The organism is Alicyclobacillus vulcanalis, assembly GCF_900156755.1.
GTDB classification, from domain to species: Bacteria; Bacillota; Bacilli; order Alicyclobacillales; family Alicyclobacillaceae; genus Alicyclobacillus; species Alicyclobacillus vulcanalis.
Genome location: NZ_FTOO01000009.1, coordinates 36,818 through 62,547, shown reverse-complemented (window position 1 = coordinate 62,547; position 25,730 = coordinate 36,818). Strand labels below are relative to the sequence as shown.

Annotated in this window: 27 protein-coding genes, 3 tRNA genes and 1 riboswitch; of the genes, 8 read left to right on the top strand and 22 right to left on the bottom strand. The window is 62.3% G+C overall.

The window, feature by feature from the left end; translation table 11 throughout:
• Positions 1 to 101: 101 nt before the first annotated feature.
• From BW934_RS10785 to clpP, 5 genes are all read right to left on the bottom strand, one after another.
• Positions 102 to 737 (bottom strand): RsfA family transcriptional regulator, encoded by a 636-nt coding sequence (locus BW934_RS10785; protein WP_076347972.1) that lies wholly within the window; start codon positions 735 to 737, stop codon positions 102 to 104.
• 139 nt (positions 738 to 876) lie between these two features.
• Entirely contained in the window at positions 877 to 1,122 is a 246-nt protein-coding gene (locus BW934_RS10780; RefSeq protein WP_076347970.1) for a hypothetical protein, read from the bottom strand.
• 21 nt (positions 1,123 to 1,143) lie between these two features.
• Positions 1,144 to 2,346: a tRNA uracil 4-sulfurtransferase ThiI gene (gene thiI / locus BW934_RS10775; protein ID WP_076347968.1), complete on the bottom strand. Its 1,203-nt coding sequence runs from the start codon at positions 2,344 to 2,346 to the stop codon at positions 1,144 to 1,146.
• Between the two features lie 12 nt (positions 2,347 to 2,358).
• Positions 2,359 to 3,504: a cysteine desulfurase family protein gene (locus BW934_RS10770; protein WP_234969738.1), complete on the bottom strand. Its 1,146-nt coding sequence runs from the start codon at positions 3,502 to 3,504 to the stop codon at positions 2,359 to 2,361.
• A 65-nt stretch (positions 3,505 to 3,569) separates the two neighbouring features.
• Positions 3,570 to 4,148, bottom strand: a complete 579-nt coding sequence (gene clpP / locus BW934_RS10765) for an ATP-dependent Clp endopeptidase proteolytic subunit ClpP (protein ID WP_076347966.1) — start codon at positions 4,146 to 4,148, stop codon at positions 3,570 to 3,572.
• Between the two features lie 173 nt (positions 4,149 to 4,321).
• Between clpP and BW934_RS10760 the strand changes: the two genes are divergently transcribed.
• The gene (locus BW934_RS10760) at positions 4,322 to 4,729 is read left to right on the top strand and encodes a YgaP family membrane protein (RefSeq protein ID WP_084182575.1); all 408 of its coding nucleotides are present in this window, start codon (positions 4,322 to 4,324) and stop codon (positions 4,727 to 4,729) included.
• Positions 4,730 to 4,798: 69 nt separating this feature from the next.
• Here the strand turns inward: BW934_RS10760 and BW934_RS10755 are convergent, their stop codons facing one another.
• Complete coding sequence (locus BW934_RS10755) at positions 4,799 to 4,999, bottom strand: hypothetical protein (protein ID WP_076347962.1); 201 nt, start codon at positions 4,997 to 4,999, stop codon at positions 4,799 to 4,801.
• 274 nt (positions 5,000 to 5,273) lie between these two features.
• Between BW934_RS10755 and BW934_RS10750 the strand changes: the two genes are divergently transcribed.
• The 5 genes from BW934_RS10750 (at position 5,274) to BW934_RS10730 (ending at position 9,465) form a co-directional block, all read left to right on the top strand.
• Positions 5,274 to 5,762: an IDEAL domain-containing protein gene (locus BW934_RS10750; RefSeq protein WP_076347960.1), complete on the top strand. Its 489-nt coding sequence runs from the start codon at positions 5,274 to 5,276 to the stop codon at positions 5,760 to 5,762.
• Between the two features lie 50 nt (positions 5,763 to 5,812).
• The gene (locus BW934_RS10745) at positions 5,813 to 6,166 is read left to right on the top strand and encodes a YlbF/YmcA family competence regulator (protein WP_076347958.1); all 354 of its coding nucleotides are present in this window, start codon (positions 5,813 to 5,815) and stop codon (positions 6,164 to 6,166) included.
• A 91-nt stretch (positions 6,167 to 6,257) separates the two neighbouring features.
• Positions 6,258 to 6,554 (top strand): DUF1292 domain-containing protein, encoded by a 297-nt coding sequence (locus BW934_RS10740; RefSeq protein ID WP_076347956.1) that lies wholly within the window; start codon positions 6,258 to 6,260, stop codon positions 6,552 to 6,554.
• A 250-nt stretch (positions 6,555 to 6,804) separates the two neighbouring features.
• Complete coding sequence (gene acs / locus BW934_RS10735; RefSeq protein ID WP_076347954.1) at positions 6,805 to 8,754, top strand: acetate--CoA ligase; 1,950 nt, start codon at positions 6,805 to 6,807, stop codon at positions 8,752 to 8,754.
• Positions 8,755 to 8,880: 126 nt separating this feature from the next.
• Entirely contained in the window at positions 8,881 to 9,465 is a 585-nt protein-coding gene (locus BW934_RS10730; RefSeq protein ID WP_076348142.1) for an acetate uptake transporter, read from the top strand.
• Positions 9,466 to 9,691: 226 nt separating this feature from the next.
• On the opposite strand, the gene BW934_RS10725 is transcribed toward BW934_RS10730, so the two are convergent.
• The gene (locus tag BW934_RS10725) at positions 9,692 to 10,402 is read right to left on the bottom strand and encodes a GntR family transcriptional regulator (RefSeq protein ID WP_076347952.1); all 711 of its coding nucleotides are present in this window, start codon (positions 10,400 to 10,402) and stop codon (positions 9,692 to 9,694) included.
• A gap of 132 nt (positions 10,403 to 10,534) precedes the next feature.
• Here BW934_RS10725 and wrbA point away from each other — a divergent pair, with 132 nt between their 5' ends.
• Positions 10,535 to 11,155, top strand: coding sequence for an NAD(P)H:quinone oxidoreductase type IV (gene wrbA, locus BW934_RS10720; protein ID WP_076347950.1), 621 nt, complete (start codon positions 10,535 to 10,537; stop codon positions 11,153 to 11,155).
• A gap of 56 nt (positions 11,156 to 11,211) precedes the next feature.
• Here wrbA and BW934_RS10715 read toward each other — a convergent pair whose 3' ends face one another.
• The 7 genes from BW934_RS10715 to BW934_RS10685 form a co-directional block, all read right to left on the bottom strand.
• Complete coding sequence (locus tag BW934_RS10715; RefSeq protein ID WP_076348140.1) at positions 11,212 to 12,102, bottom strand: 3-hydroxyacyl-CoA dehydrogenase; 891 nt, start codon at positions 12,100 to 12,102, stop codon at positions 11,212 to 11,214.
• A 463-nt stretch (positions 12,103 to 12,565) separates the two neighbouring features.
• A complete protein-coding gene (locus tag BW934_RS10710; protein WP_076347948.1) occupies positions 12,566 to 12,964 on the bottom strand; it encodes a DUF302 domain-containing protein in 399 nt (132 codons plus the stop codon).
• The gene (gene trxA, locus BW934_RS10705; RefSeq protein WP_076347946.1) at positions 12,961 to 13,302 is read right to left on the bottom strand and encodes a thioredoxin; all 342 of its coding nucleotides are present in this window, start codon (positions 13,300 to 13,302) and stop codon (positions 12,961 to 12,963) included. The genes BW934_RS10710 and trxA overlap by 4 nt, the downstream gene beginning before the upstream one ends.
• Before the next feature lie 30 nt (positions 13,303 to 13,332).
• Positions 13,333 to 13,719: a rhodanese-like domain-containing protein gene (locus BW934_RS10700; RefSeq protein WP_076347944.1), complete on the bottom strand. Its 387-nt coding sequence runs from the start codon at positions 13,717 to 13,719 to the stop codon at positions 13,333 to 13,335.
• A gap of 118 nt (positions 13,720 to 13,837) precedes the next feature.
• Complete coding sequence (locus BW934_RS10695) at positions 13,838 to 15,310, bottom strand: hypothetical protein (RefSeq protein WP_143232643.1); 1,473 nt, start codon at positions 15,308 to 15,310, stop codon at positions 13,838 to 13,840.
• Between the two features lie 68 nt (positions 15,311 to 15,378).
• Positions 15,379 to 16,074, bottom strand: a complete 696-nt coding sequence (locus BW934_RS10690; RefSeq protein ID WP_234969737.1) for an ATP-binding cassette domain-containing protein — start codon at positions 16,072 to 16,074, stop codon at positions 15,379 to 15,381.
• 2 nt (positions 16,075 to 16,076) lie between these two features.
• Entirely contained in the window at positions 16,077 to 16,469 is a 393-nt protein-coding gene (locus tag BW934_RS10685; protein WP_076347938.1) for a GntR family transcriptional regulator, read from the bottom strand.
• Between the two features lie 186 nt (positions 16,470 to 16,655).
• Here BW934_RS10685 and BW934_RS10680 point away from each other — a divergent pair, with 186 nt between their 5' ends.
• Positions 16,656 to 17,801, top strand: a complete 1,146-nt coding sequence (locus tag BW934_RS10680; RefSeq protein ID WP_076347936.1) for an MFS transporter — start codon at positions 16,656 to 16,658, stop codon at positions 17,799 to 17,801.
• Between the two features lie 117 nt (positions 17,802 to 17,918).
• On the opposite strand, the gene BW934_RS10675 is transcribed toward BW934_RS10680, so the two are convergent.
• From BW934_RS10675 to serA, 8 genes are all read right to left on the bottom strand, one after another.
• Positions 17,919 to 19,364: a hypothetical protein gene (locus BW934_RS10675; RefSeq protein ID WP_076347934.1), complete on the bottom strand. Its 1,446-nt coding sequence runs from the start codon at positions 19,362 to 19,364 to the stop codon at positions 17,919 to 17,921.
• Positions 19,365 to 19,430: 66 nt separating this feature from the next.
• Complete coding sequence (locus tag BW934_RS10670; protein WP_076347932.1) at positions 19,431 to 21,068, bottom strand: GmrSD restriction endonuclease domain-containing protein; 1,638 nt, start codon at positions 21,066 to 21,068, stop codon at positions 19,431 to 19,433.
• Positions 21,069 to 21,249: 181 nt separating this feature from the next.
• Positions 21,250 to 21,324 (bottom strand) — tRNA-Thr (locus BW934_RS10665).
• 3 nt (positions 21,325 to 21,327) lie between these two features.
• Positions 21,328 to 21,404 (bottom strand) — tRNA-Met (locus BW934_RS10660).
• 12 nt (positions 21,405 to 21,416) lie between these two features.
• A tRNA-Ser gene (locus tag BW934_RS10655) sits at positions 21,417 to 21,508 on the bottom strand.
• Positions 21,509 to 21,710: 202 nt separating this feature from the next.
• Complete coding sequence (locus BW934_RS10650; protein ID WP_076347930.1) at positions 21,711 to 22,838, bottom strand: HAD family hydrolase; 1,128 nt, start codon at positions 22,836 to 22,838, stop codon at positions 21,711 to 21,713.
• Positions 22,839 to 22,853: 15 nt separating this feature from the next.
• Positions 22,854 to 23,930: a 3-phosphoserine/phosphohydroxythreonine transaminase gene (gene serC, locus BW934_RS10645; protein WP_076347928.1), complete on the bottom strand. Its 1,077-nt coding sequence runs from the start codon at positions 23,928 to 23,930 to the stop codon at positions 22,854 to 22,856.
• Between the two features lie 50 nt (positions 23,931 to 23,980).
• Positions 23,981 to 25,570, bottom strand: a complete 1,590-nt coding sequence (gene serA, locus BW934_RS10640; protein ID WP_076347925.1) for a phosphoglycerate dehydrogenase — start codon at positions 25,568 to 25,570, stop codon at positions 23,981 to 23,983.
• 65 nt (positions 25,571 to 25,635) lie between these two features.
• Positions 25,636 to 25,718, bottom strand: a riboswitch (ZMP/ZTP riboswitch).
• Between the last annotated feature and the right edge of the window lie 12 nt (positions 25,719 to 25,730).

The following is a 25,730-nucleotide window of genomic DNA, read 5'->3' as shown; positions in this document are numbered from 1 at the left end:
CCGTCGCCCAGCGCCCATCAAGCCGTCGCCCAGCGCACATCAAGCCGTCGCCCAGCGCCCAGAAAGCCGTCGGCCAGCGCCCAGAAACAAAAAGAGCAAGCCTATTCAGCCTGCTCCATCCGTTCGCCCGTCGTGATCCGCTCCAGGTTGCCATACTCATCGATGCGGTACATGAACCCCTCCGCGAACTTCGGGCCGATCACGTCCTCGTCCAAAAGCGCCGCTTTGCGCGCACGCTCCATGATCTCCACAAGCGCCTTGTAGTCGCGCGTGACGGCGTCGTGGGTCGACTTCAACTCTCGCAGCTCTTCGCACACGCGCTTGTACTCGGCTTCAAGGGACTCAAACTTCGCGCGCCACTCGTTCAGCTGCCGTTCTGCGCTGCGCCAGCGCGATGCCCACTCCTGCGCCGTGTTCTTTTCCTGGCGCAAGAAGCGAAGCACCTGCGCCCACGTCATGAGGGTCGCCGTCGGGTGATCCGCGTCGCCCCCTTCAAGCTGCGCCTGCACCCGCTGCGACTTGTTCTTCTTGCGCTCCTCTTTCGCGAGCTCGATGCGATAACGCTGCTGCTTCCTGACACACGCGTTCCACCGAAAGCCGCACGCCGCCGCGGTTCGACCCAGGCGCCTCGCGGCTTCGTTGAACCCAGCCAGCTGGGTGCTACCTTGTTTGATGTGTTTCAGGACGATCTCCGCTAGAATCTCGTCGTCCTCCGTCGTCCACGCATCTTGGCGCATGGCCCTGTCCTTGTGTCTCGTCTCGCTCATCTCACTTCACCGGCCTTTCCACGATGGTCGCCAGTCGGAAATATCCCGACGCTACCATTTGTTATTCCCACCGGTGAGGAGACTTAAACCAACGCGCTTGCAAAGGACGTCAAGGATCGACTCGATGCGCCGGGCGAATCCTGCGCCAGCCGCGCCGCCGATAAAGGTGCGGCGATTTGGCGCCCACGTACTCAATCACCACGCGCGGCGGGCGGTCAAAAATCGGCTTTCTGCGAATCGCTCTCCACAGCAACCGTCCCACATACAGCGCGCGCGTGAATCGCGACGCATTCCACAGCGCGTACAGGGTTGACACAAACCGGAATACTCGAAAGGCGAGCCGAAGCCAGCGCATCCCTACCCCTCCCTCGGCGATTCACCGGTAGCTTGCGCTCGCGCCTAACGCTTCATCCGCCAGCACCCACTTCTCTTCGCGCGAGGCCACCGCCTCCGCAATGAGGCTCTCCACATCCATCCTGGCCTCCGCGCGCTCGATATCTCTCAGCTTCGGATGCGTCTTGGGGTGTTTTGGCGCGAAAAGCGAGCAACAGTCGTCAAAAGGAAGAATGGAGATGTCATACGTCCCCATTCGCTTCGCAAGCTCGATGATCTCGAGCTTGTCCTCCGCGATGAGCGGACGCAAAATGGTGTGCTCTGTGGCGCGATCGACCGCGTTCAGCGCGGGCAGCGTTTGGCTTGCCACCTGACCCAGGCTGTCGCCGGTCACGAGGGCACCGGCCCCGACTTCGTCCGCGATGCGCGAGGCCGCGCGGACCATCATGCGCCGAAGCAGGATGGTCCTGAGCCCCTCCGGCGCCGCCCGCTGGATTTCGGACTGAATCGCCGTGACCGAGACGAGGTGCAGCTTCATCGGACCTGCCCACGTCGTCAAGACCGCCGCAAGGTCCTCGACCTTCTGCTGCGCCCGCTCGCTCGTGAACGGAAAACTGTGGAAGTGGACCAATTCAAGCGCCAATCCGCGCTTCATGGCCTTCCAGGCAGCCACCGGGCTGTCGATGCCGCCCGAGAGCAGCACGAGTCCCTTTCCGCTCATCCCCACCGGGAATCCGCCGAGCCCCGGCACGCGGCTTGGGTACACGTACGCAGCCGACTTGCGGATATCCACTTCGATCACGACCTCGGGACGGTGAACATCCACGCGAATGTGCGGCAGCGCGCGCAAAATGGCGGCGCCAACTGCCTTTTGAAGCGCCGGGCTGTCGAGCGGGAAGTCCTTATAACCGCGGCGGGCCTCCACCTTGAACGTGGACTTGTCCATCAGCTCCCGCTTCGCGACCTCGACCGCCTTCTGTTGAATTGCCTCCAAGTTGAGCGGCGCGACGGCCACAGGCGAGATGGAGGAGATGCCAAAAACCTGCTGCAGCTTTTGCAGCGTCGCATCGACAGGCGCTCCGTTCAGCTGCACCACGATGCGCTGCTGGCTGCGCGTGACCCGCACCTCGGGCCACCCGGACAGCGCGCGCCGCACGTTGCGCTCCAAAAGCTGTTCCATCTCGGCGCGGTTTGCACCCTTGGTGGTCAATTCCCCATATCGAATCAGGAGATGATCATAAATCAAGTTCGGATCCTCCTAGCGAATTCGTAAAGCTTGCTTGACCCAAGCCGTCCGATCGCGGACGACCTCAAGGGCCTGTTCGATGTCCGACATTCGAGTGCCAGGATGCCATGAAAAACGCACGGCCGCAAGCGCCAAATCAGGTGGGATGCTCATGCTCGTGAGCACGTGACTCGGTTCGCGTCCGTGTTTTCCGCTCGAACATGCGCTACCCGCGGACACATACAAGCCCTTTTCCTCAAAGGCATGCACCAAGATCTCCCCGCGCGCGCCAGGCAGCGCGGCACAGAGGATATACGGAGAGTGGTGGACAGGATCCACCAGCACGTACCCAAGCTCTTCAAGCCCTCGCGCCAACCGTTCGCGCTTCTGTTCTGCGTCGGCATCCGCCTCCATGTCGCAAACCGCGCGAAGCGCCGCTTCACCGAATGAAAGGGCGCCAAGGACGTTCTCCGTGCCGGATCGCAACCCGAATTCCTGGCCACCGCCCACGACGTGGGGCAGCAAGTGAAGACTGGGATGCACGAAGAGCGCGCCGACGCCCTTCAGCGCGCCGACCTTGTGACCGGAACAAGCGTACAGATGGACGCGCGTTCGCTCAAGAGAGACCGGGATCTTTCCGAGCGCTTGAGTCCCATCGACGTGGAAGACCGCCTTGGGATACCGCCGAAGCCCATCCCCAATGGCTTCAACCGGGAGGACGGCGCCTGTCTCGTTGTTGACGTGCATCACCGAGACGAGCACGGTATCATCCCGCACGTGCCGGAGGACATCCTCGGCCGACACGTCGCCGCGCGCGTCCGGGCGGACGTAGGTGACCTCGAAACCCTGGTGCTCCAATTCGTGCACCGCCTGCCTCACCGCCGGATGCTCTATTGCGGTGGTCACGATGTGTCGGCCCCGGTTGGCATACGCCCTGGCGACACCGTAGATCGCAAGGTTGTTGGCCTCGGTGCCGCCGCCCGTGAAGACGAGGCGCCCCTGTCTGGCGCAAAGACTTTGCATCACCTGTGCACGCGCACGTTGCAGCGCGCGCTCTGCCCGCATGCCGAGGCGATGAAGCGAGGACGGGTTCCCGAAGATGTCGAGCCACTCGGTGACCCGTTCCCGGATCTCCTGCCGCACGGGAGCCGTCGCCGCGTAGTCGAAATACAACTCCACCCTGATCACCCCCGAAACGAGAAAGCCGAGGCACCGACGCGCCTCGGCCGTGAACGGATCGTGTGTCAGCGATAGATGACCTCGTCAATCAACCCGTACGCCTTCGCTTCCTCCGCCGACATGAAGTTGTCGCGGTCCGTATCCTGGGCAACTCGCTCCAGCGGTTGACCCGTTCGCTCAGCCAAAATTTGATTGAGGCGTTCTCTCGTCTTGAGAATGTGCCGGGCGTGAATCTCGATGTCCGACGCCTGGCCGCGCGCGCCGCCGAGCGGCTGGTGAATCATCACCTCAGAATTCGGGAGCGCGTAACGCTTGCCCTTCGCACCTGCAGCCAACAGGACCGCCGCCATGCTCGCCGCCATGCCGACACACATGGTGCTCACGTCGGGCTTGATGTGCTGCATGGTATCGTATATGGCAAGGCCTGCAGACACCGACCCTCCCGGACTGTTAATGTACATCTGGATATCCTTGTCCGGATCATCTGCGGCAAGGAACAAAAGCTGTGCGACCACCGCGTTCGCGACATCGTCGTCGATGGGCGTCCCTAAGAAGATGATCCGGTCCTTGAGCAGGCGCGAGTAAATGTCATAGCTTCGCTCGCCTCGCGACGTCTGCTCAATCACGTACGGGATGAGACTCATGCGCTCAAGCCTCCTTTGTGTCTACGGTACTACAATACCCATTATGTCACGACGTTGCCATTTCATCAAGGTAAGTCAAAGTCAGCATACCTTCCAAAGATGGAGCCTCCTCTCGGCATGCCGAGTGGTCTCGCGCGGGATACTGTGGATATTCCCGCGAGAGGAGGATGCGCATGCAACAGAACGTGGAGCCAGCGGATCGATACCTGCGTCTCGCAGCAGGTTTGGCGAGCCTGTCGTCGGCTGTGTATGGGCGCCACCAGTCGGCGCTCACAAAGACGCTTTTAGCTGGCTTTGGCGTGATGAAGATTGCCGAAGCGATCACGGGATACTGCCCGATCAAGGCGACCCTGTCTCGGGCGCGCAAACCCCAAGCGATGGAGCGCGCGAGTCAAAGGGTGCAACAGGCGGCAACGCAGGCAGCGAGCGGCGTGAAGGAGCTCGCCGGTCAGGCGAAGCAGGCGGCGGCACAGGCAGCCCAGCATGTGCAGTCCAAGGCCGAAACCGCTATCCCGGACGAAGTGGCGGAGTTCCTCAAGGAAGGCACCAAACGGGAGACAAGCGACGAGGACAACGCGTAAAGCGCAAGAAGACAGCCACCCCACGGGATGGCTGTCTTCTGCCGCTGCGCCCTGGACGCACGCTCGACATCACTCGGCCCGCGCTTGCCGCGTCACCTCGCACTGCGGAAGGAAGCGGACGCCGTACTTCCCGTTTCGCAGGCGGTACACCTCGACCTGGGTCGGCCGCGCGGAACGGCGAATTCGTTCATCCGCCTCCACCCACATCACGGCGCAGTACGCTTCGAATTTGGTATCGTATACACCTGCAAAGTACACCCAGTCGCCCATGCGCTTCCCCTCCCGTGAGCGTAGTATGGGGCCTGAAACGGGCCACGACCCAGGGAATCGATGTGACACATGGGAAAATGGCGTTCACCTCATTTCCTTTCGCCGAACCTTTTGCTACAATATTTGCACCACTTCGGTGGTGGCGAAGCGCCGGTCGGTGCACGACCTACGGATTGCCTTTCCATTCGAGCTTGTCCGTCCACACGAGCGCGGTCGCGTGATACCAGGCGTATGATCCGTCAGGAGGAAACTCCGGCAAAGGAGTGAACGCGCGATGATGACGAAGGATGATATCCTGTTGCTCAAGACCAAGCTGCTCCCTCCTGGGGCAGAGGCCGTCATCGACTTTCTCGCTGCTCGCCATGGCCAATTGGAGTCGACGAACATCGTGCTGGAGAACGTGCCGCTTCTCATCATTGGGCGCCACGGCATGATCGCCCGTCTGCCGCTGAATGGACGCATCAAGAAGGTGAGCCAAGCGGAGGAAATTCTGCCCGCTCTCCAGGCGTATTTCAACAATGCGTCATCGACCGACAAGCTGTTCGTGTTCATCAATCTACCGGAGCTTCCGATTCCTCCGGAAGTGCAGCAAGTCCTGTCGGAAGTCGAAGCCAGGGCGATGCGGCGCGAGGAGATTCGTATGAAGATCGACCGGGCGCTCGACGAGCGCAATCGAGAAGCGTTCGACCGCGCGGTCAAAGAGCTGGAACAACTCATGCGCGAGGAGGACTCGACCATGGGTCCGACGCCGAGCGCAACCTAGGTGTATAGAGGACGGCCACCGCGGTAACGATGCGCATGTGAGGTGATGAGATGGACCGAGTCGTATTGTGGGAAAAAGCGTCGGAACTCGCCCGTCTCATTGCCGACTCAGAAGCCGCGCAAGGTTACCGCGAGGCCAAAGCGCGGCTCGACGAGTCGCCAGAAGCCCAGTCGCTGCTTCGCCGTTTCCGCGAGCTCCAGGAAGCGGTCGCCGAGTTTCAGGCGCGCCGCGTGCCGCCCATGCACTACCGGCACGTCATTGAGGAGGCGGATCGGTTGCTCACGGAGATGCGGCGCCTACCAGAGATTGCGGCGTTCGAACAAGCTGAGCGCCGCCTCAACGAGTTGTTGGACGCCGTTTCGAGCCGGTTGCAGCGAGGGCTCACCTCGCCGCCCCCTCGGTGATGCCGGGTGCGTTGACACCGTGGACACATGGTGTTATGTTGTTGCAAGCATGGCGCAGGCCAAATTTGGATAGCGGATGGGAATGAGATGAATGGCTCACGACGAGTTTGTCGAACACGAGGACGAAGTCATCGTCCTGGAAGATGAAAACGGCGAAGAACACCAGTTTGTATTGGGCGAAGTTCTGACCGTAGACAACAAGGACTACGCGGTCCTTTTGCCGCTCGACGACTCCATGGAAGAAGGCGTCATTTTCCGCATCGACGGCGAAGATGGCGAGCAGATGGTGCTGTCGGAGATTGAGGATGACGAAGAATGGCAGCGCGTCGTCGACGCCTATAACGATGAACTGTTCGACGAGGCCGAAGACGACGACGAAGAGGACTGACCGTCCTTCCTCAGCCGTTTCGCGGTGTGAAACACCTCGCGAAGCGGCTTTTTTCATGCCGCTGCTCCCGACAACGACGTGGAACGCCAGCCTCATCCCCACGAGATCAGGGCATAAGCGAACGCCAATTTCGAATATATAGGCATTGACAACGGTTTGCGATTGTTTTTTCAAGCAACTTATCCTATCATAAGAACCGAGCCATTCAAGTTGCCGCCGTGATTGAGCGGCCAGAGAAAGGAGACAGATCATGACCCCGAATGACCTCGACGCTCTACTCCGTGAAACGCGCACCTTTGCCCCTTCAGAAGAATTTCGCCGGCAAGCGAATTACAGCGATGAAAGCATTTACGAAGAGGCCGCTCGCGACCCTGAGGCGTACTGGGCCAAAGAGGCCGAGCATTTGACATGGTTTCAGAAATTTGAAAGCGTTTGCAGGTGGGATCCGCCTCATGCCCAATGGTTTATCGGCGGCAAGTTGAACGCCGCTTACAACTGTGTGGATCGGCACACGTTGAATCACCGCAAAAACAAGGCAGCTATCATCTGGGAGGGCGAACCTGGCGACAGCCGCGTGTTGACCTACGATATGCTCCGCCGCGAAGTCGACAAGGCCGCGCACGCGCTGAAGCAACTTGGCGTCCAGAAGGGAGACCGCGTCACCATCTACCTCCCCATGGTGCCGGAACTTCCGATTGCGATGCTCGCCTGTGCCAAAATCGGCGCGATGCACTCCGTCGTGTTCGGCGGCTTTTCGGCGCAAGCCTTGAAGGACCGCATTTTGGACGCGGGCAGCAAGCTGCTCATCACCGCGGACGGCGGCTGGCGGCGCGGTAAGGTCATCCCGCTCAAACAAAACGCCGACGAGGCCGTCGAAGGCACGCCCATCGAGAAGGTCGTCGTGGTCAAACGGGTGGGCGACGCGGCCAACGCGCCGATGCACGCTGAGCGCGACGTGTGGTGGCACGATCTCATCGCGGCCGCGCCGACCAAGCCGTTCCCTGCCGAACCGATGGATTCGGAGGACTATCTGTTCCTTCTCTATACATCTGGCACCACGGGTAAGCCGAAAGGAATTGCGCATAGCACCGGCGGTTATCTCGTGGGCGTCAATACGTCGATGCGCACCGTGTTCGACTTGAAGGACGACGATGTCTTCTTCTGCACCGCGGACATCGGCTGGGTCACGGGACACACGTACATCGTCTACGGGCCGCTGTCGGCGGGCGCTACCGTCGTCATGTACGAGGGATCGCCCGATTATCCAGATCGCGACCGGTACTGGGCCATCGCCGAAAAGTACGGCGCAACCATCTTGTACACCGCGCCAACGTCCATCCGCATGTTCATGAAGTGGGGGCCCCAGTACGTCGAAAAGCACGACCTGAGCACGCTTCGCCTGCTCGGTTCCGTCGGCGAGCCCATCAACCCCGAGGCGTGGATGTGGTACCACAAGTACGTCGGCCAAGAGCGGTGCCCCATCGTCGACACGTGGTGGCAGACCGAGACGGGCTGCGCGATGATCGCGCCGCTGCCAGGCATCGTCACCACGAAGCCGGGTTCCGCCACGAAACCCGTCCCAGGTATCTCGGTGGACATCCTCGACGACGATGGAAATCCAGTCCCGCCTGGGCACGGCGGCAATCTCGTCATTACCAAGCCGTGGCCGTCCATGCTGCGCACGGTCTGGGGCGATGACGAACGCTTCCGCAAGACGTACTTTGGCAAATTCGAAGGCATCTACCTGCCGGGCGACGGCGCGTACCGAGATCAGGACGGCTATTATTGGATCGTCGGCCGCCTCGACGACGTCATCAATGTCTCCGGCCACCGCATCGGCACCGCCGAGGTCGAAAGCGCGCTCGTCGCGCACCCCGCGGTTGCGGAGGCTGCCGTCATCGGGCGAGCCCACGAGGTCAAAGGTCAGGCCATCACGGCGTTCGTCATCCTGAAGGAAGGCCAATCCGCTTCGGACGATCTCGTCGCCGAGCTGAAGCAGTTCGTGGTGGAGCAAATCGGCGCCATGGCGCGTCCCGAGGAAATCATCTTCGCGGCCGATCTTCCGAAGACGCGCAGTGGCAAGATCATGCGCCGCCTGCTGCGCGATATCGCGGAGGGCCGCGTCGTGGGCGATACGACCACCCTCGCCGATCCGGCCGTGGTGGAGCAGCTGAAGTCGCAGTACAAGGACCAGGAATGATGAGCTTGAGCCGAACACACGCCAACCTGCGCCTGGAAGGAGGTGATCCGGCAGGCGCAGGACGCCCACTCGCTCATAGCCGAGCCGTTTTCAACCCATGAAGAGATGGAAAAGAGGGTGAATGGAATGTCTGATCAGGTGAAAATCGCTGATCCTGGCCCGCTTGGCCTCGCCGGATTTGGAATTACCACGTGCATCCTGAGCCTCATCAATGCGGGCGTGACGAGCGCAGGCGCGCTCGGCGTGGTGCTCGGGCTCGCCATTGCGTATGGCGGCACAGCCCAGTTCATCGCAGGTCTTTGGGAATTCCGCAAGGGCAACACGTTCGGCGCCACAGCGTTCTGTTCGTACGGCGCATTTTGGTGGGCCTTTTATCTCATCAACAAGTTCGCGCCCACCGCAGGGTTGGGACTTTTCCTCCTGTTCTTCGGTATCCTCACGCTGTTCTTGTGGTTCGGGACGTTTTATTTGAACAAGGCGCTTTGGTTTGTGTTCTTGACCCTGTGGATCACGTTCTTCTTGCTTGCGGCCCACGCGTTTGGCATCATCGGCAGCAGCACCGCCGGCGGTTGGGTCGGGTTTATCTGCGGCCTGAGCGCACTGTACACGTCGTTTGCGACGGTGCTCAATGAGACCATGGGCCACGTCTTCATGCCGGTCGGCCAGCCGTTTGCGCAAAAGCGCGCGTCTTCGACGGGTGTAAGCGCTTAAACCCATCGGACGAAAGCGCATCCTTTCGTCCATGGCGCTGCAACCTCTCTGGGCACCGTGCCCCGCACGGCGTAACACGCACTGCACAAGGCGGCCCTCGCCAGGCCGCCTTGCAGAGCAGTGCGTAAGCTGCACGGCACGAAGTCAGGCCAAAACCCCATGCGCACACCTCGCCGCATCTCCGATGGCGCTCCTTGAAGCATCGCAAGCGCTTTCTTCCTCGTTCTCAACACCGTTCGTCCTCTTCGCCGCGCGAGCCTTCCAGGCGGGCGTTGGACAAAAGGAGTCGCCGGGATTCATCCACATGCGATTGCACAACGCGAGCCATCCATTCCTCATCCCCTGCGAGAAGCGCTTCGGCCAGCGCCCGGTGTTGAGCTAAGGCCCCCCGCATGTCCGCTTCCCCGCGTTGCATGCGCATGCGGATGACGATCGCAAGCGTCAACTGCAGCAGCTTGCCTATCTCGTGCCACAGCCGCATGATGCGTCGGTGATTCGCCGCCTCCACGATGGACTGGTGATAGACGAGATCGAGCTCGGAAAATCGGTGCCAGTCGCCGTGCATGACGGCGTCTTCCATGTCTCGTGCGACGGACAGGAGCGTTTGAGCAAGCCCTTCGCGCTGGCCTCGCGCGAGCCGACATGCCCGGCGGGCAGCAAACCCCTCCACGAGCTCGCGCACATCGTACAACTCCTGCACATCTTCCCCGCTCAAACCCAGCACGCGAGCACCGTTGCGCCCAAGCTCTAGGAGGCCCTCGTGCGCCAGCTGGCGAAGAGCCTCGCGGACAGGTGAACGGCTCGTGCCAAATCGTCGCGCCAGAAAGTTCTCACTTAAGACATGGCCTGCGGCGCACTCGCCCATGACAATTTCGTACCGGAGCACATCGGCAATGGCATCGCCCAGCCGCTGAACTCCCTCCGGGCCCCGCTCCACTGTCCTTTCACCTCCCGTTCATACGCTTCTGACATTTGACAGCGGGTCGCACAAGTTCTATGATGGTCCTCGCCCATCTACTTACGAATGGTAAGTATCTGGCGCAGACGATACCGCACAGGAGGGAACACCATGGCCCAAGTCAACTTGACCATTCTTTACTATAGCGCAACGGGAACGAATTATCGAATGGCGCAGATCGCTGCGGAAGCCGCACGAGAAGCAGGAGCAGAGGTGCGCGTGCGCAAGGTGGCGGAGCTCGCGCCCCAGTCGGTGATCGACACCTCGCCCGCGTGGAAAGCACACGTCCAAGCGACGGCCCATATTCCCGTGGCGACGCCGGACGACGTGGCATGGGCGGACGCCATTTTGTTCAGCGTGCCGAGCCGCTTTGGCAACATCCCGTCGCAGATGAAACAGTTTCTTGACACCCTTGGACCGCTGTGGGCCAAGGGACTGACGGCGAATAAGGTCGTGAGCGCCATGGCGAGCGCGCAGAATCCGCACGGTGGCCAGGAGGCGACCATTCTAGCGCTGTATACCTCGATGTATCACTGGGGTGCCATCGTCGCCGCCCCCGGTTTCACGGATCCGTCTGCGTACGCAGCAGGCGGCAACCCCTACGGCACGAGTGTGACCGTGAAGGAGACCGGCGAGATCGACCCGGGCGCGGTGGAGGCCATCCGGCATCAAGCCCGCCGCACGGTGACCGTGGCGTCCTGGGTCAAACAGGGACAGGCTGTGACCGTTTGACAAACCGCTCATTTGCAGGCGGCGCGAGCAAGCCTCTCTCGCTCGCGCCCCGCAGATCAGCGCAGGAAATCAGGCTGTTTGAATCGCGGATTGGGGTATTGATAGAAGCCCTCGCCGGATTCCCGGCCCAATTTGCCGGCATCCAACATCTCCTTGAGTTTGGACGCGAGCCGAGCGTACGCCTCGTTGCCCGACTTTGCCTTCTCGGCCGCGATGTTGTACGCCGTCCGGACGCCGACCGTGTCCAGGATGCCGAACGGCCCTTCCTTTGCTCCGGTGGCAATCATCCACGTCTTATCGATCGTCTCTGGATCGGCCACCTCGTTGACCCACAGCATCTGCGCGGCCTCGAGAAACGGGACCAAAAGCGAGTTCAGAATATAGCCGGGTTGTTCCTTGTAGATCGGCAGCGGCACCATGCCAATGGAGCGGGCAAACTCGACCACTTGCTGGAACACGCCTTCGTCTGTCCCCGGGTGGCGCATGACCTCGGCCGTATTGTTGCGCCAAATCGTATTTGCGAAGTGCAGGGCAAGGAATTTCTCCGGCCGGCCCGTCGCCTCGGCAAACTGACTCGGGACCATCGTGGACGAGTTGGTGACCAACACCGTGTGCGCCGGCGCCACTTTCGCCAGCTGCTCGTAAAAACTGCGCTTGACCTGCGCGATCTCCGGCACGGCCTCGATCACCAGATCGGCATCGCGGACCGCATCGGCGAGATCGGCGGTCAAGCGGATGCGATGCATCGCAGCGTCGACCTGTTCCCGCGTGGCGCCGAGATCGCGCATGTAATTGGGCTTCAACTTTTCCAGCCGTTCTCTGGCCTTCGCAAGCGCCTCGTCCGAGATGTCGTAGAGGGCCACCGGAAACCCATGAAACGCGGTCTGAAATGCGATTTGGCTGCCCAACACGCCCCCACCCGCGACGGTGATGTTTCGAAACTCCATATCGCCCACCCTCTCCGTCTGCTCATCCTGCAAAGCCCCGCGCGCCCACGCGGACTGGCGATCCGGCTCGGCAGATGTGTTGCTGTGATCCGCGGCGATCCCGGCGCCCGGGCATCGCGTGATGGCGCACCCGCCGAGGCGTGCCTCGCGAAAGGACCGCTTGTTGGCGGAAGCGGTTTCAGCGGGAAGGGGCGCAACCGCCGGACCGGCGCATCGGCGGGAAACACCCCCGCGCACATCCACGCCCTGGATGCCTTTGAGACGAACGGTGAAACGCGCGACCCCCGGCGCCGTGGGGATCCGCTCACGCACACGGATAAGACTAGTTTATCGAGAAAGCGGGCGATGCGCACGTCGCGCACAGCGTAGGCCGACCGGCCACGGCGATGGGATACTGTGGCCTCTCTCGCGCGGACCGCCAGGCGGCTGCTGCGCTTCAAGCCCCGCGCAGTGCTCAGAGGCGTTACGGATGCACCGCCTCGGCTACCGCGTCTTCGAGCGCTTCCTCGACGCGAGCAGCGACCGGATGGAGAGCAGGATCCCCAAGCCAGCCGATGAGCGACGTCGGTTTGGGAAGCGCGACCTTGGTCTTCTCACCTTCTTCGTACACGGCGATCTTGCACGGAAGAAAATAACCCACTTGCAGATTTTGCGACAAGACCTCATTTGCGGCCTTCGGGTTGCACACTTCGAGAATTCGGTATGGCGTCGAAAACGGCATGCCCTTGGCCTGCAGGGTCCCGGGCACGTCCATCTGCCAGAGGACGCCAAATTGCCGTGCCTTGAGTGCCTCCGAGAGGCGGTGGACCGTTTCATCCACGGAATAAGGAGAGTCTTTCACGTAGACCCAATCCAGGTTCATTCAACATCCCTCCCGACGTTGCAAACGGTTTTCAGCGCGGCGAGCACCTCGTGTTTGGGCTTCAACCCTTGCAGCCTAAGCACGACCACGCCCTCCCGAAACAGCATCAGCGTGGGGATGCTCATCACCCTGTACGTCTCGGCCACGCGAGGTGCATCGTCGACATTCAGCTTGCCCACAATGAGCTCGCCGGTGCACGCACGCGCCACCGCTTCTACCACAGGCCCCATGAGCCGGCAGGGCCCGCACCACGGGGCCCAAAAATCCACAAGCACGGGCAGACTCGCGTCGCGAAGGAGCGCGGCAAACGACCTCTCTGTCAGGTTCACCGTTGCCATGGCTTCTGCCCCCTTCATGCCGTGCGGGAGCTACGACGTCCGCCGTTTGGAGGCATTCCACGCCATGATGCCGCCTGAGAGATTGCGCACGTCGCGAAAGCCATGTCGCGCCAGCCACTTGGCTGCGCGGGCACTGCGCGCACCCGAACGGCACATGACGACGACCGGCCGCTCCTTATCGAGCGCGTCGCTTCGATGGGCGAGCTCTCCAAGCGGGATGTTTTGAAAACCCTGGATGTGACCGCTACGAAACTCGGAGGGTTCTCGCACGTCGACGAGCTGCGCACCGCTCTTCTTGTCCTTGAGCAACTGCTTGAGCTCGTCTGGCGAGATCGAACGGACACCCTTGGAAGGCAGACTTCTCCATACCCATACCCCGACGATACACGCGATCAACACGAGCCAGATCCACGACATCAGCTTCTCAACTCCTCACCTGCACCATATATACCGTACAGGGTATAGTATATCGAAGAATGTCGCGATCGGCAAGCGTCCGGGCGCGACGTACAGGCGCCCGGCGCGAAAGCGATGTTCAGGACGCCCCGTCTCTCCATGCGTGGTCCACGGTGCGAAGGCTCAGGGCGAGCGCCGCGATCGCGCATACCACAGCGCCCACCACGGCAGCCAACGACACCGGGAGAGGCGCACGGCCGAGCCAAGCCACCGCGCGTGCGCCATCCGCAGATCCCAAGACGCCCACAAGGACATCCAACACGAACCATGCGGAGAGCAGGCTGCGCTTGGGGCGGAGCCAGAGCGCCGCGGAGACCACCGTGTTCCATGTGGAGGCACACCCACCAATGAGCCAGGCCAGGGCGAGATCGCGCAGATGAGCACCTTGCGCTGCGTGCGCTCCAGCCGCGTGCACGAGGACGATCACGCCTGCCAGCATCCCGGACGAAATCCACACCCACGTGCCGAGGCTCTCGATCAAGGCAAAGCCTGCGAGCACGGCGCCCTTCCGCACGGGCCAGCCCCGGAACCAATCGCCGAGGCCCTCGACCACAGACAGCACGGAAAACGGGCTGAACATGGACCATAGCCACGCGCCGCCGAGCATGCCGTCCTCGATGCGAGAGACAACGACGGGCAGATGACGCGTATGCCAATTGAGCAGGACGAGCACCACCAGCACGGCCACAGGGCCGAGCACGCTCGCCAAGCCGGTTCGCGTGCCCATTCGCAGGGCACCCCGCCCCCCAAAGGGCCACACCGCGCGCCGCATCGACATGTGAACGGCTAGGCCGAAGGTTTGAGCGTACGGTCGTTCCGCCAAGCGTCTACGCCCACTCGCCCGAGGCTTCGCGAGATGCTCGCCCTGCTCGCGCGCTTGGCCTCGATCCAGACGCCACAAGCCCACCGTTTCTTCCCCGACTCGGTCCACGGCGTCCTCCCGAGGCAACAGCCACGCCCCACGCGCCCACCGGCGCGTGCCCATCACGGCGGACACCGCGCCAACGAACACGCATATCAACGCGGCGATCCACCACGCGTGCACATTCGATAGAGGATTCGCATGTCCCCATGCGGCCACGTGAAGGATGAAGACCGCCGAACCTGCACCATCGGCGGTTGTGGCCAGCCAGCGAATGCGATCACTCTGAAGAATGTCTCGCACGGCCGAGACGAGTGCAAGCCCCGCGTTGGTCACGGCAAGTGTCGCGATCGTCCACAACCAAGCGCGTCCCAGCGAAGGGGCACGATGAGCGCCCAAGACCAGGGATCCCGAGGAAAAGAGAACGAATCCCGTGGCCAGCCAGGCGGTGAGACGCGCATACGCTGCGACGGCTCGCACCATCGTGAGCTGCAGGCGGGAATAGGGCAGAAGCGTCATGGCGCCAAGCCCTCCGTGCGACGTGACCCTGATGGTCCCCATCATCCACCAGGTGCTCAGGGCGATGAGCCAGAGTCGCTCCCACGGATACGACTCAATGGCGCACAAGGCCGCGCCGACGGCGAGCGAACACACGACCATGACGAAAAACGCGCCCACACGCGCGCTCACCGGGCGACGTCTCCCCTTCCGGCGCGACATTTCAAATTGCCACAGCGCCGCGAACCCGCTGAGAGACATCATTCGCTGAACACCTCCCGGTACCGGGACGCCACCGAGCGCCCTTGCGCGCGGATCTCCTCCGCCGACTCGTCCGCCACGATCACGCCCTCGCGCAAAAACAGGACGCGATCGAGCAGCGGCTCAAACTCGCGCACGTCGTGCGTGGCGATCACGACCGTGCGCCGAGCCTCCGCACAAGCCTGCACGATGGCCGACGCGATGGTCTCGCGCGACATGAAGTCAATCCCGGTGAATGGCTCGTCGAGCAGCACGACGGGGCATTGGCGGGCCAGGCAGGTGCAAAGTCCCACGCGCACACCTTCTCCGCGCGAGAGTCGGGCGATGGGAACCGTCGCGCGCAGCTTGAGCTCTTCCACGAGGCGCTCTGCGCTTGCCTGGTCCCAGTCTGGATACAGGCCGCTCGCGTACCTCAGCCACTCGCTGACCGTGAGCCACCCCGGCAACTGCCCCCGCTCCGGCAAAAGCGCCGTATGGCGGAGCGTGCGCCAGCCAGAGGCCTCTCCAAGTACGCGCACCGTTCCGCCCGCGGGCCGAATCAGTCCAGCAATGGTGCGCAGAAGCGTCGTCTTGCCCGCGCCATTCGGCCCCAAAAGGCCCACCATCTCGGCCTCCTCTACGTTCACGTGAATCCCCCGCAAAATCGGCCGCCCGCTCAGCCATACGTCCACGTTTTCGCATGCGATCACGGCCATCCTCATCCCTCCTGACCTTCTTCTTCGCCGAGCCGAACGAGCTCCTCGACGCTCATGCCGAGTTCATCCGCGACACGCTTGAGATGATTGAACGCCTGCCGGGCAATGCGCCTGCGCGCTCGAAGGGCGACCTCGGAATGACGCACCACAAACGTGCCCTGCCCGCGGAACGTCTCGATGAGGCCGTCGGCTTCCAGTTCCGCATACGCCCGCATCGCGGTGTTCGGCGTGACCCGCAGCCTCGCGGCGAGATCGCGCACCGAAGGCAGACGCGTACCCGGCCGCAGGCGGGATGCGGCTAGCTCCACTCGGATGTGATGAGCAATCTGCGCGTAGAGAGGCTCGGCGGGATCCAACTCCCACGCGGGTACCTCCCAGGGCGGGTCCAAGGTCATGTCGCGCCCCTCCTCGGCCGCATGATGTCAATTGTATTGATTGTATTAAATCACATAATACACTTGGTGACAAGAGGATGAAAAGGACCATCCGTACAGGCACCGATCCGTCCTGTTGGCAAGAGAGATCCCTACCGACGACCCAACTGGCGTATGATGAAGAGAGCCGAAAGGAGGTGAAATTCCATGCATCGCTCGTCCATCATCGCGCCGTACGTCGCTCTGGCCTTTTCCCTCGGCTTTGCTTGGTTCATGCTGGCACCCCTCGTGCCCACGCTGGCCGGCCAACTTCACGCGTCCATCTCGTCCATCCTCATCTTCGTGTCGATGTACGGATACGCCATGGTGGTCGGCTCCATCCCGGCCGGACTCTGGGCGGCACGCCGCGGGCCGCGGCCCGTCCTCACCTTCGCCCTGTCGATCTCGGCCGTCGGCCTGCTCGTCCGCGCCCTGAGCCACACCTACGCGCTCTTCCTCATCGGCCAGGTCCTCGCCGCGATCGCCTACCCGTTCCTCATCGCGCCCATCGGAGCCGTGCTGCGCATGAGCGGCGTCCGCCGCCTCCGCGCGGGAACGGGAATGACCATCGGCGCACTGTTTTTGGGCATGGGCCTCAGCGCGCTGACCAGCGCACACCTCAGCCTGTCTGGCGCACTCTGGCTGGGATTCGCTTTGAACGCACTCGTGGGCATCTGGCTGCTCGTGGCGCTGCGCCGCCTGCCGCCGGTTGCGGCACACACCGGGTTTCGCGTGCGCCTGACCTACAGCCCGTGGTGGCTCGTCGGCTTTGTCGTCTCGTCGACCAGCGTCATGTTCGGCGGGATCACGTCCACGGCGCTCACCCACCTGCACGTGGCACACGCCGAGGCGCTCGGCGGCTTCTTGTCTGGACTCACCTTCATCGGCTCGGCTGTCGGAGCCATGGTGTTTGGCGCACTCGCCGAAGGCCGATCCAGACCCAAGCCCATCATCGCCGTCCTCGCGGTGCTCACGTGGGTGTGTGTCCTCCTGATGGGCCTGTCGCTCATTGGGCGCGCGCCCGCCAACGGGACGTTTGTCAGCATCATCTACTTCCTCGCCGGAGCATTCGGAAATGGTTGGTATACGCTCGCGCTGGAGGAGGCCGCGAAGCGGGCAGAGGACGCCGGCAGCGCTGGGTTGAATACCGCGGGCTACAGCTTGGCGTCGAACGTCGGCGTGGCCATTTTGCCCGACGCCGTCGGCCCGATGGTCATCTCGGCGCCGAGCGCATGGCTCGCCATCACCGCCGCGCTTGGGGCTGTGGCCGTGATCGCGTCCCTCATCACGAGGACTCGCGTCTCCGAGCTGTGACGTCGAGGTCATGGGTGCCGCGAAACCCTCTGCCAGCCTGAGACGGACTCCACACAGCGAAACACACCGGCACCCCGGCAGGCACAGGCCGCGGGGTGTCGGTGTGGCGCCTTGACGTTAGGAATTTGGGACATAGGCATTCCCGCGAATTGAGAATCCGGGTAACTGGAGGGGCGGTCGGCCGTGGAACTGCGCCATCACCTGGCTCGGCGTCTTGACGACCATGCCATAGGCATCCTGCTGCAACGGGCTCTGGAGCATGGAGAGGACTTCCGACGAAAGGCGGCGGCGCATCACGGCCTCTGATCCCGTCGCGACCGGGAAGCTCATCGCCCAGAGAAGTTCCGTCGGCAAATCGCCGTGGTTCACAATGGCGGGATCGAGATTCCAAGCTCTCTCCATGTCGCGCTGGTAGAACGAGAAGGCGGGCACACCGGAGACGTGCACACCGGCTTCTGTGTCCCAGTAACTCGCAAGGACCCGCGCCGCTTCGTCGGTGAAGGACCGCAGCGTGTCCAGGGCGCGCTCGTCTTCCTGTGCGACGTAGGCGGCGTTTGGCGCCAGGCGGATCGCCACTGACGACGCATGCACCGCTCCTGCGGGCACCTGGCCCGGCGGAACGGCGGGGAGCACGCCCAGCCACTCGCCAATGCCCACATACACGCGGCCGCCCGCCTCCGCGAAAGACGGCAGGATCTCGTTGGGCGTGGTCAGCTCGCTCCATGAGCCGAGGCCGTAGCTGCGCGGGACGCTGTACACCACGGCTGCGCCCGTCACGACGTTGAACGCCACCACGCGATTCCACACGCGAAATCCCCAAGTGATGGGCCATGAATGCGGATAGAGCGGCGGGTATTGAGGGCCCTTGAGCGCCACCCACACCCAATCGCCGACCTGGCCCAGGACCACGTTGTCCCACGATCCCGGCGACAGCGTCTCGGGATTCACGAGCGAACCGTACATCGGCACCGCGGATGGCCACTTGGCCGCGTGTCTCCCATCCACCTCCACGGTTACCTGCACGGGCTGAAACGATGTTGGAAACGTGTTGCTGAACACGAGGTGCACTGGGCCCGCGTACGAGCGCTGCGTTTGAGCGGGAACGCTGCCTGCAGGTTGGAAGGCGCCTGTGCTTGGCGTGAACCATGCGTCTTCCAAGCGCGCTTTTGCCGTTGAGCCTTGCGCATCCGCTCGAACGACGAGACGAACACGCGCGCCTTCCGGATCCACGCCGGCGATCGCGGCGAGATCGCCATACGCGCGGCCTAGGGGCACCGCATACCAGCCGACGCCGGAGGGCGTCGCCACCGCTGTTGCAGATGCCGCAGGTGCCGCGGATGCCGGCGGCGCCGAAAGCCCCGAGGACGCGCCGTGTTGCCCATGGTCTTGGCGTGATACGTTGTGCGCGATCCCGTTTGGGGCCACACTGCGCGCTGGAGAGGCACCCTGCGCAGCAGAAGGCGCAGAGGATGCTAGATTCGACGCGGCTGTAGGCGAGCCACACCCCGCGACGATCACACTGGCGGCCGTCAACGCTAAGACGGCGCGGTACAGGGGTTTCATGCGATGGCCTCCCGAAGTATGGAATAGGTTTGGTGGGCAGCTTCACGACGTACATGCCGTGCGGCGTCATACATTAGCGCCGACCTTAAGTTCAGCAAAGAAGGCATTCGCGGCTTCAGCGAGTCGCTCCGCCCGCTTACAAAGCCATTGTTCGTAATCGTCAATGGTGCAGGTCTGAATGTCTTGCTCTATGAACTGAGCCCTCAACTTTTCTGGCGTAATCTTGTAGCGTCTAAGGTAGTCCATGGGGGACTGCGCGTTAATGCGAATGTTCGCCTTAGGACCAATGACTGCAATATTTGCTAGAGCATCGACTTTGTCGTCAGGTACTCGTCCTTGGAGAAATTTCCTCGGAAAGATATGATGCCATTGGGGTCTGAAGTCGGCCAGAGCCTGAAGGCCTTCAAAGCCAATGCGCTGTTCTCTTTCATCCCAATCCAATGCCCTCTGTTTATAAATCAGAAGGTACAAAAGAAACCTTCCAAACGGCGAATCACCATAGTCGCGCAGGAAGTCCTCTGCATCGAAAGGGGTGTTGTGGTTCAACCTCGACAACAATTTGCGAACAGCGTCAATGAGACACTCCGCCTCGCCGATGTCGCGAAGGTCCTCTTCCATTGCTGTATATGAGGATGTACTGTAACGCCCAAACCTTGAAGCCTGAAGGAACCAATATAGCATGAGATTGAAGGGGCCTTCGCGAAACCGATCGATCAAAGCGATTAAGACGACAAGCGCATTTTCTGTAGGTAGGGGACGACTTCCAAAAATACCGTATTCCCTAAAGTGACCAATGAGACTCTTCCACGCATCCTTCGTGCGCTGCCAAGTGCTTTGGATGGTCTCCGATGTCCAAAAGGCTTCGTCCACCTCCTTGAAGCGAACCTTTTTTACCCCTATGGCTGTAATACACCGAAACAACAAATTAGGGCTAATCGCATATCCGCTGTCTTCCAGTTCGCGAAGATACGGCAGGAAAGACTCTCGGATCCAACCTGGAGTTCGTGCAGCGACGACTCCCAGATAAATGTCCGCCTCCGTGACACGGGTCCCCCTACTATTGAGCCTAGAAAAAATTTCTACCACATCTTCGAGCTCGTGATCAATGGTCACAGTAACAATATCGGCGTCTCGGATTCGACGCACTCGATCGAGCCTCGTATAAACCTCCATCGCATCCATGTGTTTGCACAATCCGTTTCGTTTAATGTCCGTCGCGAGGTTACTGAGCTTTTGCTGGTCTGCATCCTTGTTGGTGTCTAGGTTCAGGAGCTCTCTTACTGGAATATAGCGAGGAGCCTTCATCTTCTTTATGACAGCATTAGCAATGAGAAAGTATGGAGGTTCTTTTGCCTCGACGTCAAAACGAATGTCGTATTTCTCGAGTGTCCGGTTCCACTCATCCACGTCGTGCCACCAGTAGGGCTTCCGTCCGAACAAGATGCACAGCGCGGTTGTACGCTGTTGTCCATCGACCACCCATAAGTATGGTACACCTGCATCTCTAGCCGATTGAACCTGACGGTTCCCCTCACTTTTCCATAAAAGAAAGCTTCCAATTGGATAGCGAAGCCACAACGACTCGACCAAATCTTTGACCTGCGTCGCCTTCCAGACAAAGCCTCGTTGGAACTCAGGAATACTCCACACATGACGAACGGCCCTATCTACAATGTCATGCACCTGTATGGACTCATACGCCATTGAATGCATCACCTCTTGTTATCTTTCCAGCACCCAATGAGGGCGCGTCAATCCCGGCGACGATGACGACAGTACTTGTAATTCGCCCTAGAATGGACTATCCCTTCTCAGGTAAAAAATAACGCGAGGCTCCGAACACTTCGGAGCCTCGCCCATGTCCCGCGACGTCACGCGGCCTTTATGGAGCCACCTGTCGGATTCGAACCGACGACCTGCTCATTACGAGTGAGCTGCTCTACCCCTGAGCCAAGGTGGCACTTGGTAGCGGCGGAGGGATTCGAACCCCCGACAGCACGGGTATGAACCGTGTGCTCTGACCAACTGAGCTACGCCGCCACAGGAATCGTCTGGCGGAGAGAGTGGGATTCGAACCCACGAGGCGGCGTTGACCGCCTACACGATTTCCAATCGTGCTCCTTCGACCACTCGGACATCTCTCCGCGTCGGCATAAAGCCAAGCGACGATTGTTATCATAGCAGGATTGTGCCGCATCTGCAAGCACAAAATTTCTCATCCATCGCCCCTCCCAAGCTGCACGCCGTGCCCAGGCGCTCTGCATCGCCTGGGCAGTCGCGATCGACGGGAAGGTCCCATCGGCACGGCGACAGCGGGGGCCAAGACGGCGGGGGCCAAGCCCCCGCTCAGTCCACCGGCGTCAGCGCCAGGACGCGCCGGAGCTCCAGAACGTCGTTCAAAATGTATTCGGCACCGAGCCGCTCGAACTTGGGCCGCGCCGCCTGGCCTTCGAGCCCGGTGAGGACGGCCGCGAACGACGCGCCGAGCCTGTCCGCCGCGAGCTTGTCGGCGATCGAATCGCCTACGATGAGAACCTCGCCGCGAAGGCCTGGGATGGGGAGCTCCACCTGCAGGAGTTTCGCGACATCGCGTTCGCCGCGAAGCGAGCGCAAGTACGAGAACGGGTGCGGTTTCGACAGGGGCCTTGCGTGTGGCGCCTGCTCTTCGGCCGCCACCACGTCCGAGGCATTCGTCACCCGCGCCGGATCGAAAAAGGAGAGCCAGCCAAAGTGCGTGAGCGGCACGCGGGTCTCGATTTCCGGCCGCCCGGTGGCGATGCCCAGCGTCACCCCCGCCGCCTTGAGGTCGGCGAGGAGCGCAGCGAACGCGGCCGGATCGACGATGGGATACTCACTCGTGAGAAACCCGGCCTTCCCCGTGGCCTTGCCGGTGTACGCATCGCCTAAATACCACTCCTGGAACGTCTCCTGCCCGACCTGCCACAGCGCGTGCGCATCGGCGTTTGGCGCGTAGCGGGCGAGCGCGGTCCGCGCCCGCTCCATCAGTTCCGATCGCGACGAGGCTCCTTCGTACAGGGCCCCGTAGCCGTCCCATTGCACCACGTACTCCGGGACCACGCTTCGCACGATCTCGCCGAGGGCGCGAAGTGACGCCTCCGTCCAGCCTGCATCGAGCACCGCTTGAGCCTGCGCAACCACGTCGCTAGAGCGAGAATTCGCCACCTCGAGCGCGCGCACCAACTCGGCCACGAACACGAAGTACACCATGTCCCAGTTGGCGTTCACGCCGATGTTCTTCAGGCCCTCGAGCACCTCGTCCCGGCGAAACACATCGCGGCGGATGGCGCGGATGGTGTCATCGTCAGGCGCCGGCGTAAACGGCGGCGACACGGTTTGCACGCCGAGGAAGCGATCGCTCGTCAAAAGCTCGTGCACCGTGAGCGCGGAAGCGTCGAAGTACCGCTCCTCGCTCAGCATCACACCGTCGACATCGAACAAAACCGTCTTGAACATCCCGTCCTCCTCGTGTCAATGCCGGCGGGCAAAGTCGTCCATGAACTGCGCCAGCCGCTCCGCCGCTTCAACGGGCACCGCGTTGTACAGCGACGCGCGGCAGCCGCCCACGCTGCGGTGGCCCTTCAGCCCCACGAATCCTCGTTCCGCCGCCTCGCTCAAAAACGCCCGCTCGAGTTCCTCGCTCGCGAGCCTGAACGTCACATTCATCTGCGATCTCGCCCGTTTCTCCGCGTGGCCCAGGTACACCTGAGGATGGCGATCGATGGCCTCGTACACGAGCGCCGCCTTCTTCCGGTTGCGCTCCGCCACGGCGGCGAGTCCGCCCAACCGCTCGACCCAGGCGAGCACGCGGTCCATGATATAGATGGCGAACGTGGGCGGCGTGTTGTAGAGCGAGTTCGACTTGACGTGCGTGCTGTAGCGGAGCATCGTCGGCAAATTCGCGTTTTCCCCCGCCAAAAACTCGTCTTTTGCGATCACGACCGTGACGCCGGACGGCCCAAGATTCTTCTGCGCGCCCGCGTAAATGAGCGCGAAGTCCGTCACCTCGATGGGGCGCGACAAGATGTCGCTCGACATGTCGGCCACGAGCGGCGACAGCGTCTTGGGAAACTGGGGCCACTGCGTCCCGAAGATCGTGTTGTTGGACGTGATGTGCACGTACGCAAACGCGCCGTCGTCCTCGGGAATGCGGTCCGGGATGTCGCGATAGCCGCCCGCCGTCGCCCAATCGTTGACCACAACCTCGCCGAAGCGCACGGCCTCATCTCGCGCCTTTTCCGACCACGCGCCGGTCAGAACATACAGCGCGCGGCGGCCGTCGCCGAGGAAATTCATCGGAATCATCGCAAACTGCAGGCTCGCCCCGCCCTGCAAGAACAGGACGCGGTAGTCGTCGGGAATCCCGAGAAGCCGCCTGAGCCGCGCCTGCGCCTCGTTGTGCACAGCCTCGTATTCCTTGCTGCGGTGGCTCATCTCCATGACGCTCATGCCCGTCCCGCGAAAGTCGATGAGCTCCTCGCGCACCTCTTCCAACACCTCGAGCGGCAACGCCGCCGGGCCCGCATTGAAGTTGTCCACCCGCTTCACGGTCTCCACTCCCCAGCCTTTCTCCAGCCGTCACAGGCTTGCGCCCGCCGTCACAATTCGATGGAACGCACCAACCGAATCCCCGGATGCTTCGCGATTTCGTCGATCACGTCCTGCGGCACGCTCTTGTCCACCGACAACAGCATCACGGCCTCGCCGCCCGTCTCACGCCGGCCGACCTGCATGCCCGCGATGTTGATGTCGCGATCGCCCAACAGCGTGCCGATGCGGCCGATCATGCCCGGTCGGTCCTCGTGGCGCGTGTAGATGAGAATGCCCTCGATGGGCGTGTCAATGGGATATCCGTCGAGCTCGACGATACGCGGCCCGTACTCGCCAAGCACGGTGCCGGTGACGCGATGCGTGCCGTTGTCGGTTGCGACGGAGATCTCCACCTCGTTGGTGTAAATCCGACCGCGCGACTCGCGCACCTCCTGCACCCGCAGGCCGGCGTCTTCCGCATACCGCAGCGCGTTGACGTAATTCACTTCGCCGTTGTACTGGAAGCTGAAGAAGCCCTTCAGCACCGTGCGGGTGAGGTAGCCACCGTCTGGATCGGCCGCGTCACCGGCGTAGCGCGCGGTCATGCTCGAGGGCGCGCCCTGCGCGAGCTGCGCGGCGAAAAGCCCGAGCTGCTCGGCGAGCGCGAGATAGGGGGCCAGCCTCTCCTTCTGCCGCTGGCTGAGACTGGGCAGGTTGACGGCATGCGCAAACGTGTCGTCGCGCAACACCTGGACGATTTCCTCCGCCACCTGAATGGCAACGTTCTCCTGCGCCTCCACCGTCGATGCGCCGAGGTGCGGCGTGAGGACGACATTCGGGGCCTGTCGGAGCGGGTGATCCATCGGCAGGGGCTCCTGCTCAAACACGTCGATAGCCGCGCCCGCCACGCGCCCCGACGCGAGCGCCTCGGCCAGCGCCACCTCGTCGATGATGCCGCCGCGCGCGCAGTTGATGATCCGCACGCCCTCCTTCATCGCCGCGATCCGGCCGCGATCGATCATGTGGTGCGTCTCCTTCGTAAGGGGCGTGTGCACCGTGATGAAATCCGCCTCGCGAATCGCCGCGTCGAGGTCCACCCTCGTGACGCCCAGGCTCTGCGCGCGCTCCTCCGTGAGGAACGGGTCGTAGCCGAGCACGGTCATGCCAAATGCCTTCGCCCGCTTCGCCACCTCGGTGCCGATGCGCCCCATGCCGAGCACGGCGAGCGTCTTGCCGCGCAACTCGACGCCAATCCACTTCTTGCGGTTCCAGTTGCCCTGCATCAAGTCATGGTGCGCTGCGGGAATGTGCCGAGCGAGGCTGATCATCATCGCAAAGGTGTGCTCCGCGGCGGCAATGGTGTTGCCGTCCGGCGCATTGATGACGAGAATGCCGCGGCGCGTGGCCGCCTCGAGATCGATGTTGTCGACGCCGACGCCTGCGCGCCCAATGACCTTCAGCTTCTGCGCGCGCTCGATCACGTCGCGCGTCACGCGCGTCTGGGAGCGGACCACGAGCGCGTCCGCGTCCGCGATGGCCTCCTTCAGCTCGTCCGGCGCGAGATTCGTCTGCACGACGACGTCCGCGCCCTCAAGGCTCGCGAGGACGTCGATGCCCGCCTGGGAGATGTCGTCCGTCACCAAAATTTTGGTCGCCATGTTCTCTCTCACCACTCCATAAGTACAATGAACGGCCCCTAGTCACTCCGCGCGCGAGGCGCGCGTCCAAGTGCCCAGGCGGCCGGCTCGTATTCCTGTCGCACTCCCCCGTGGTACCCCACGCGATCCGCCAGTCATGCGACAGTTTCTCTATCATCTT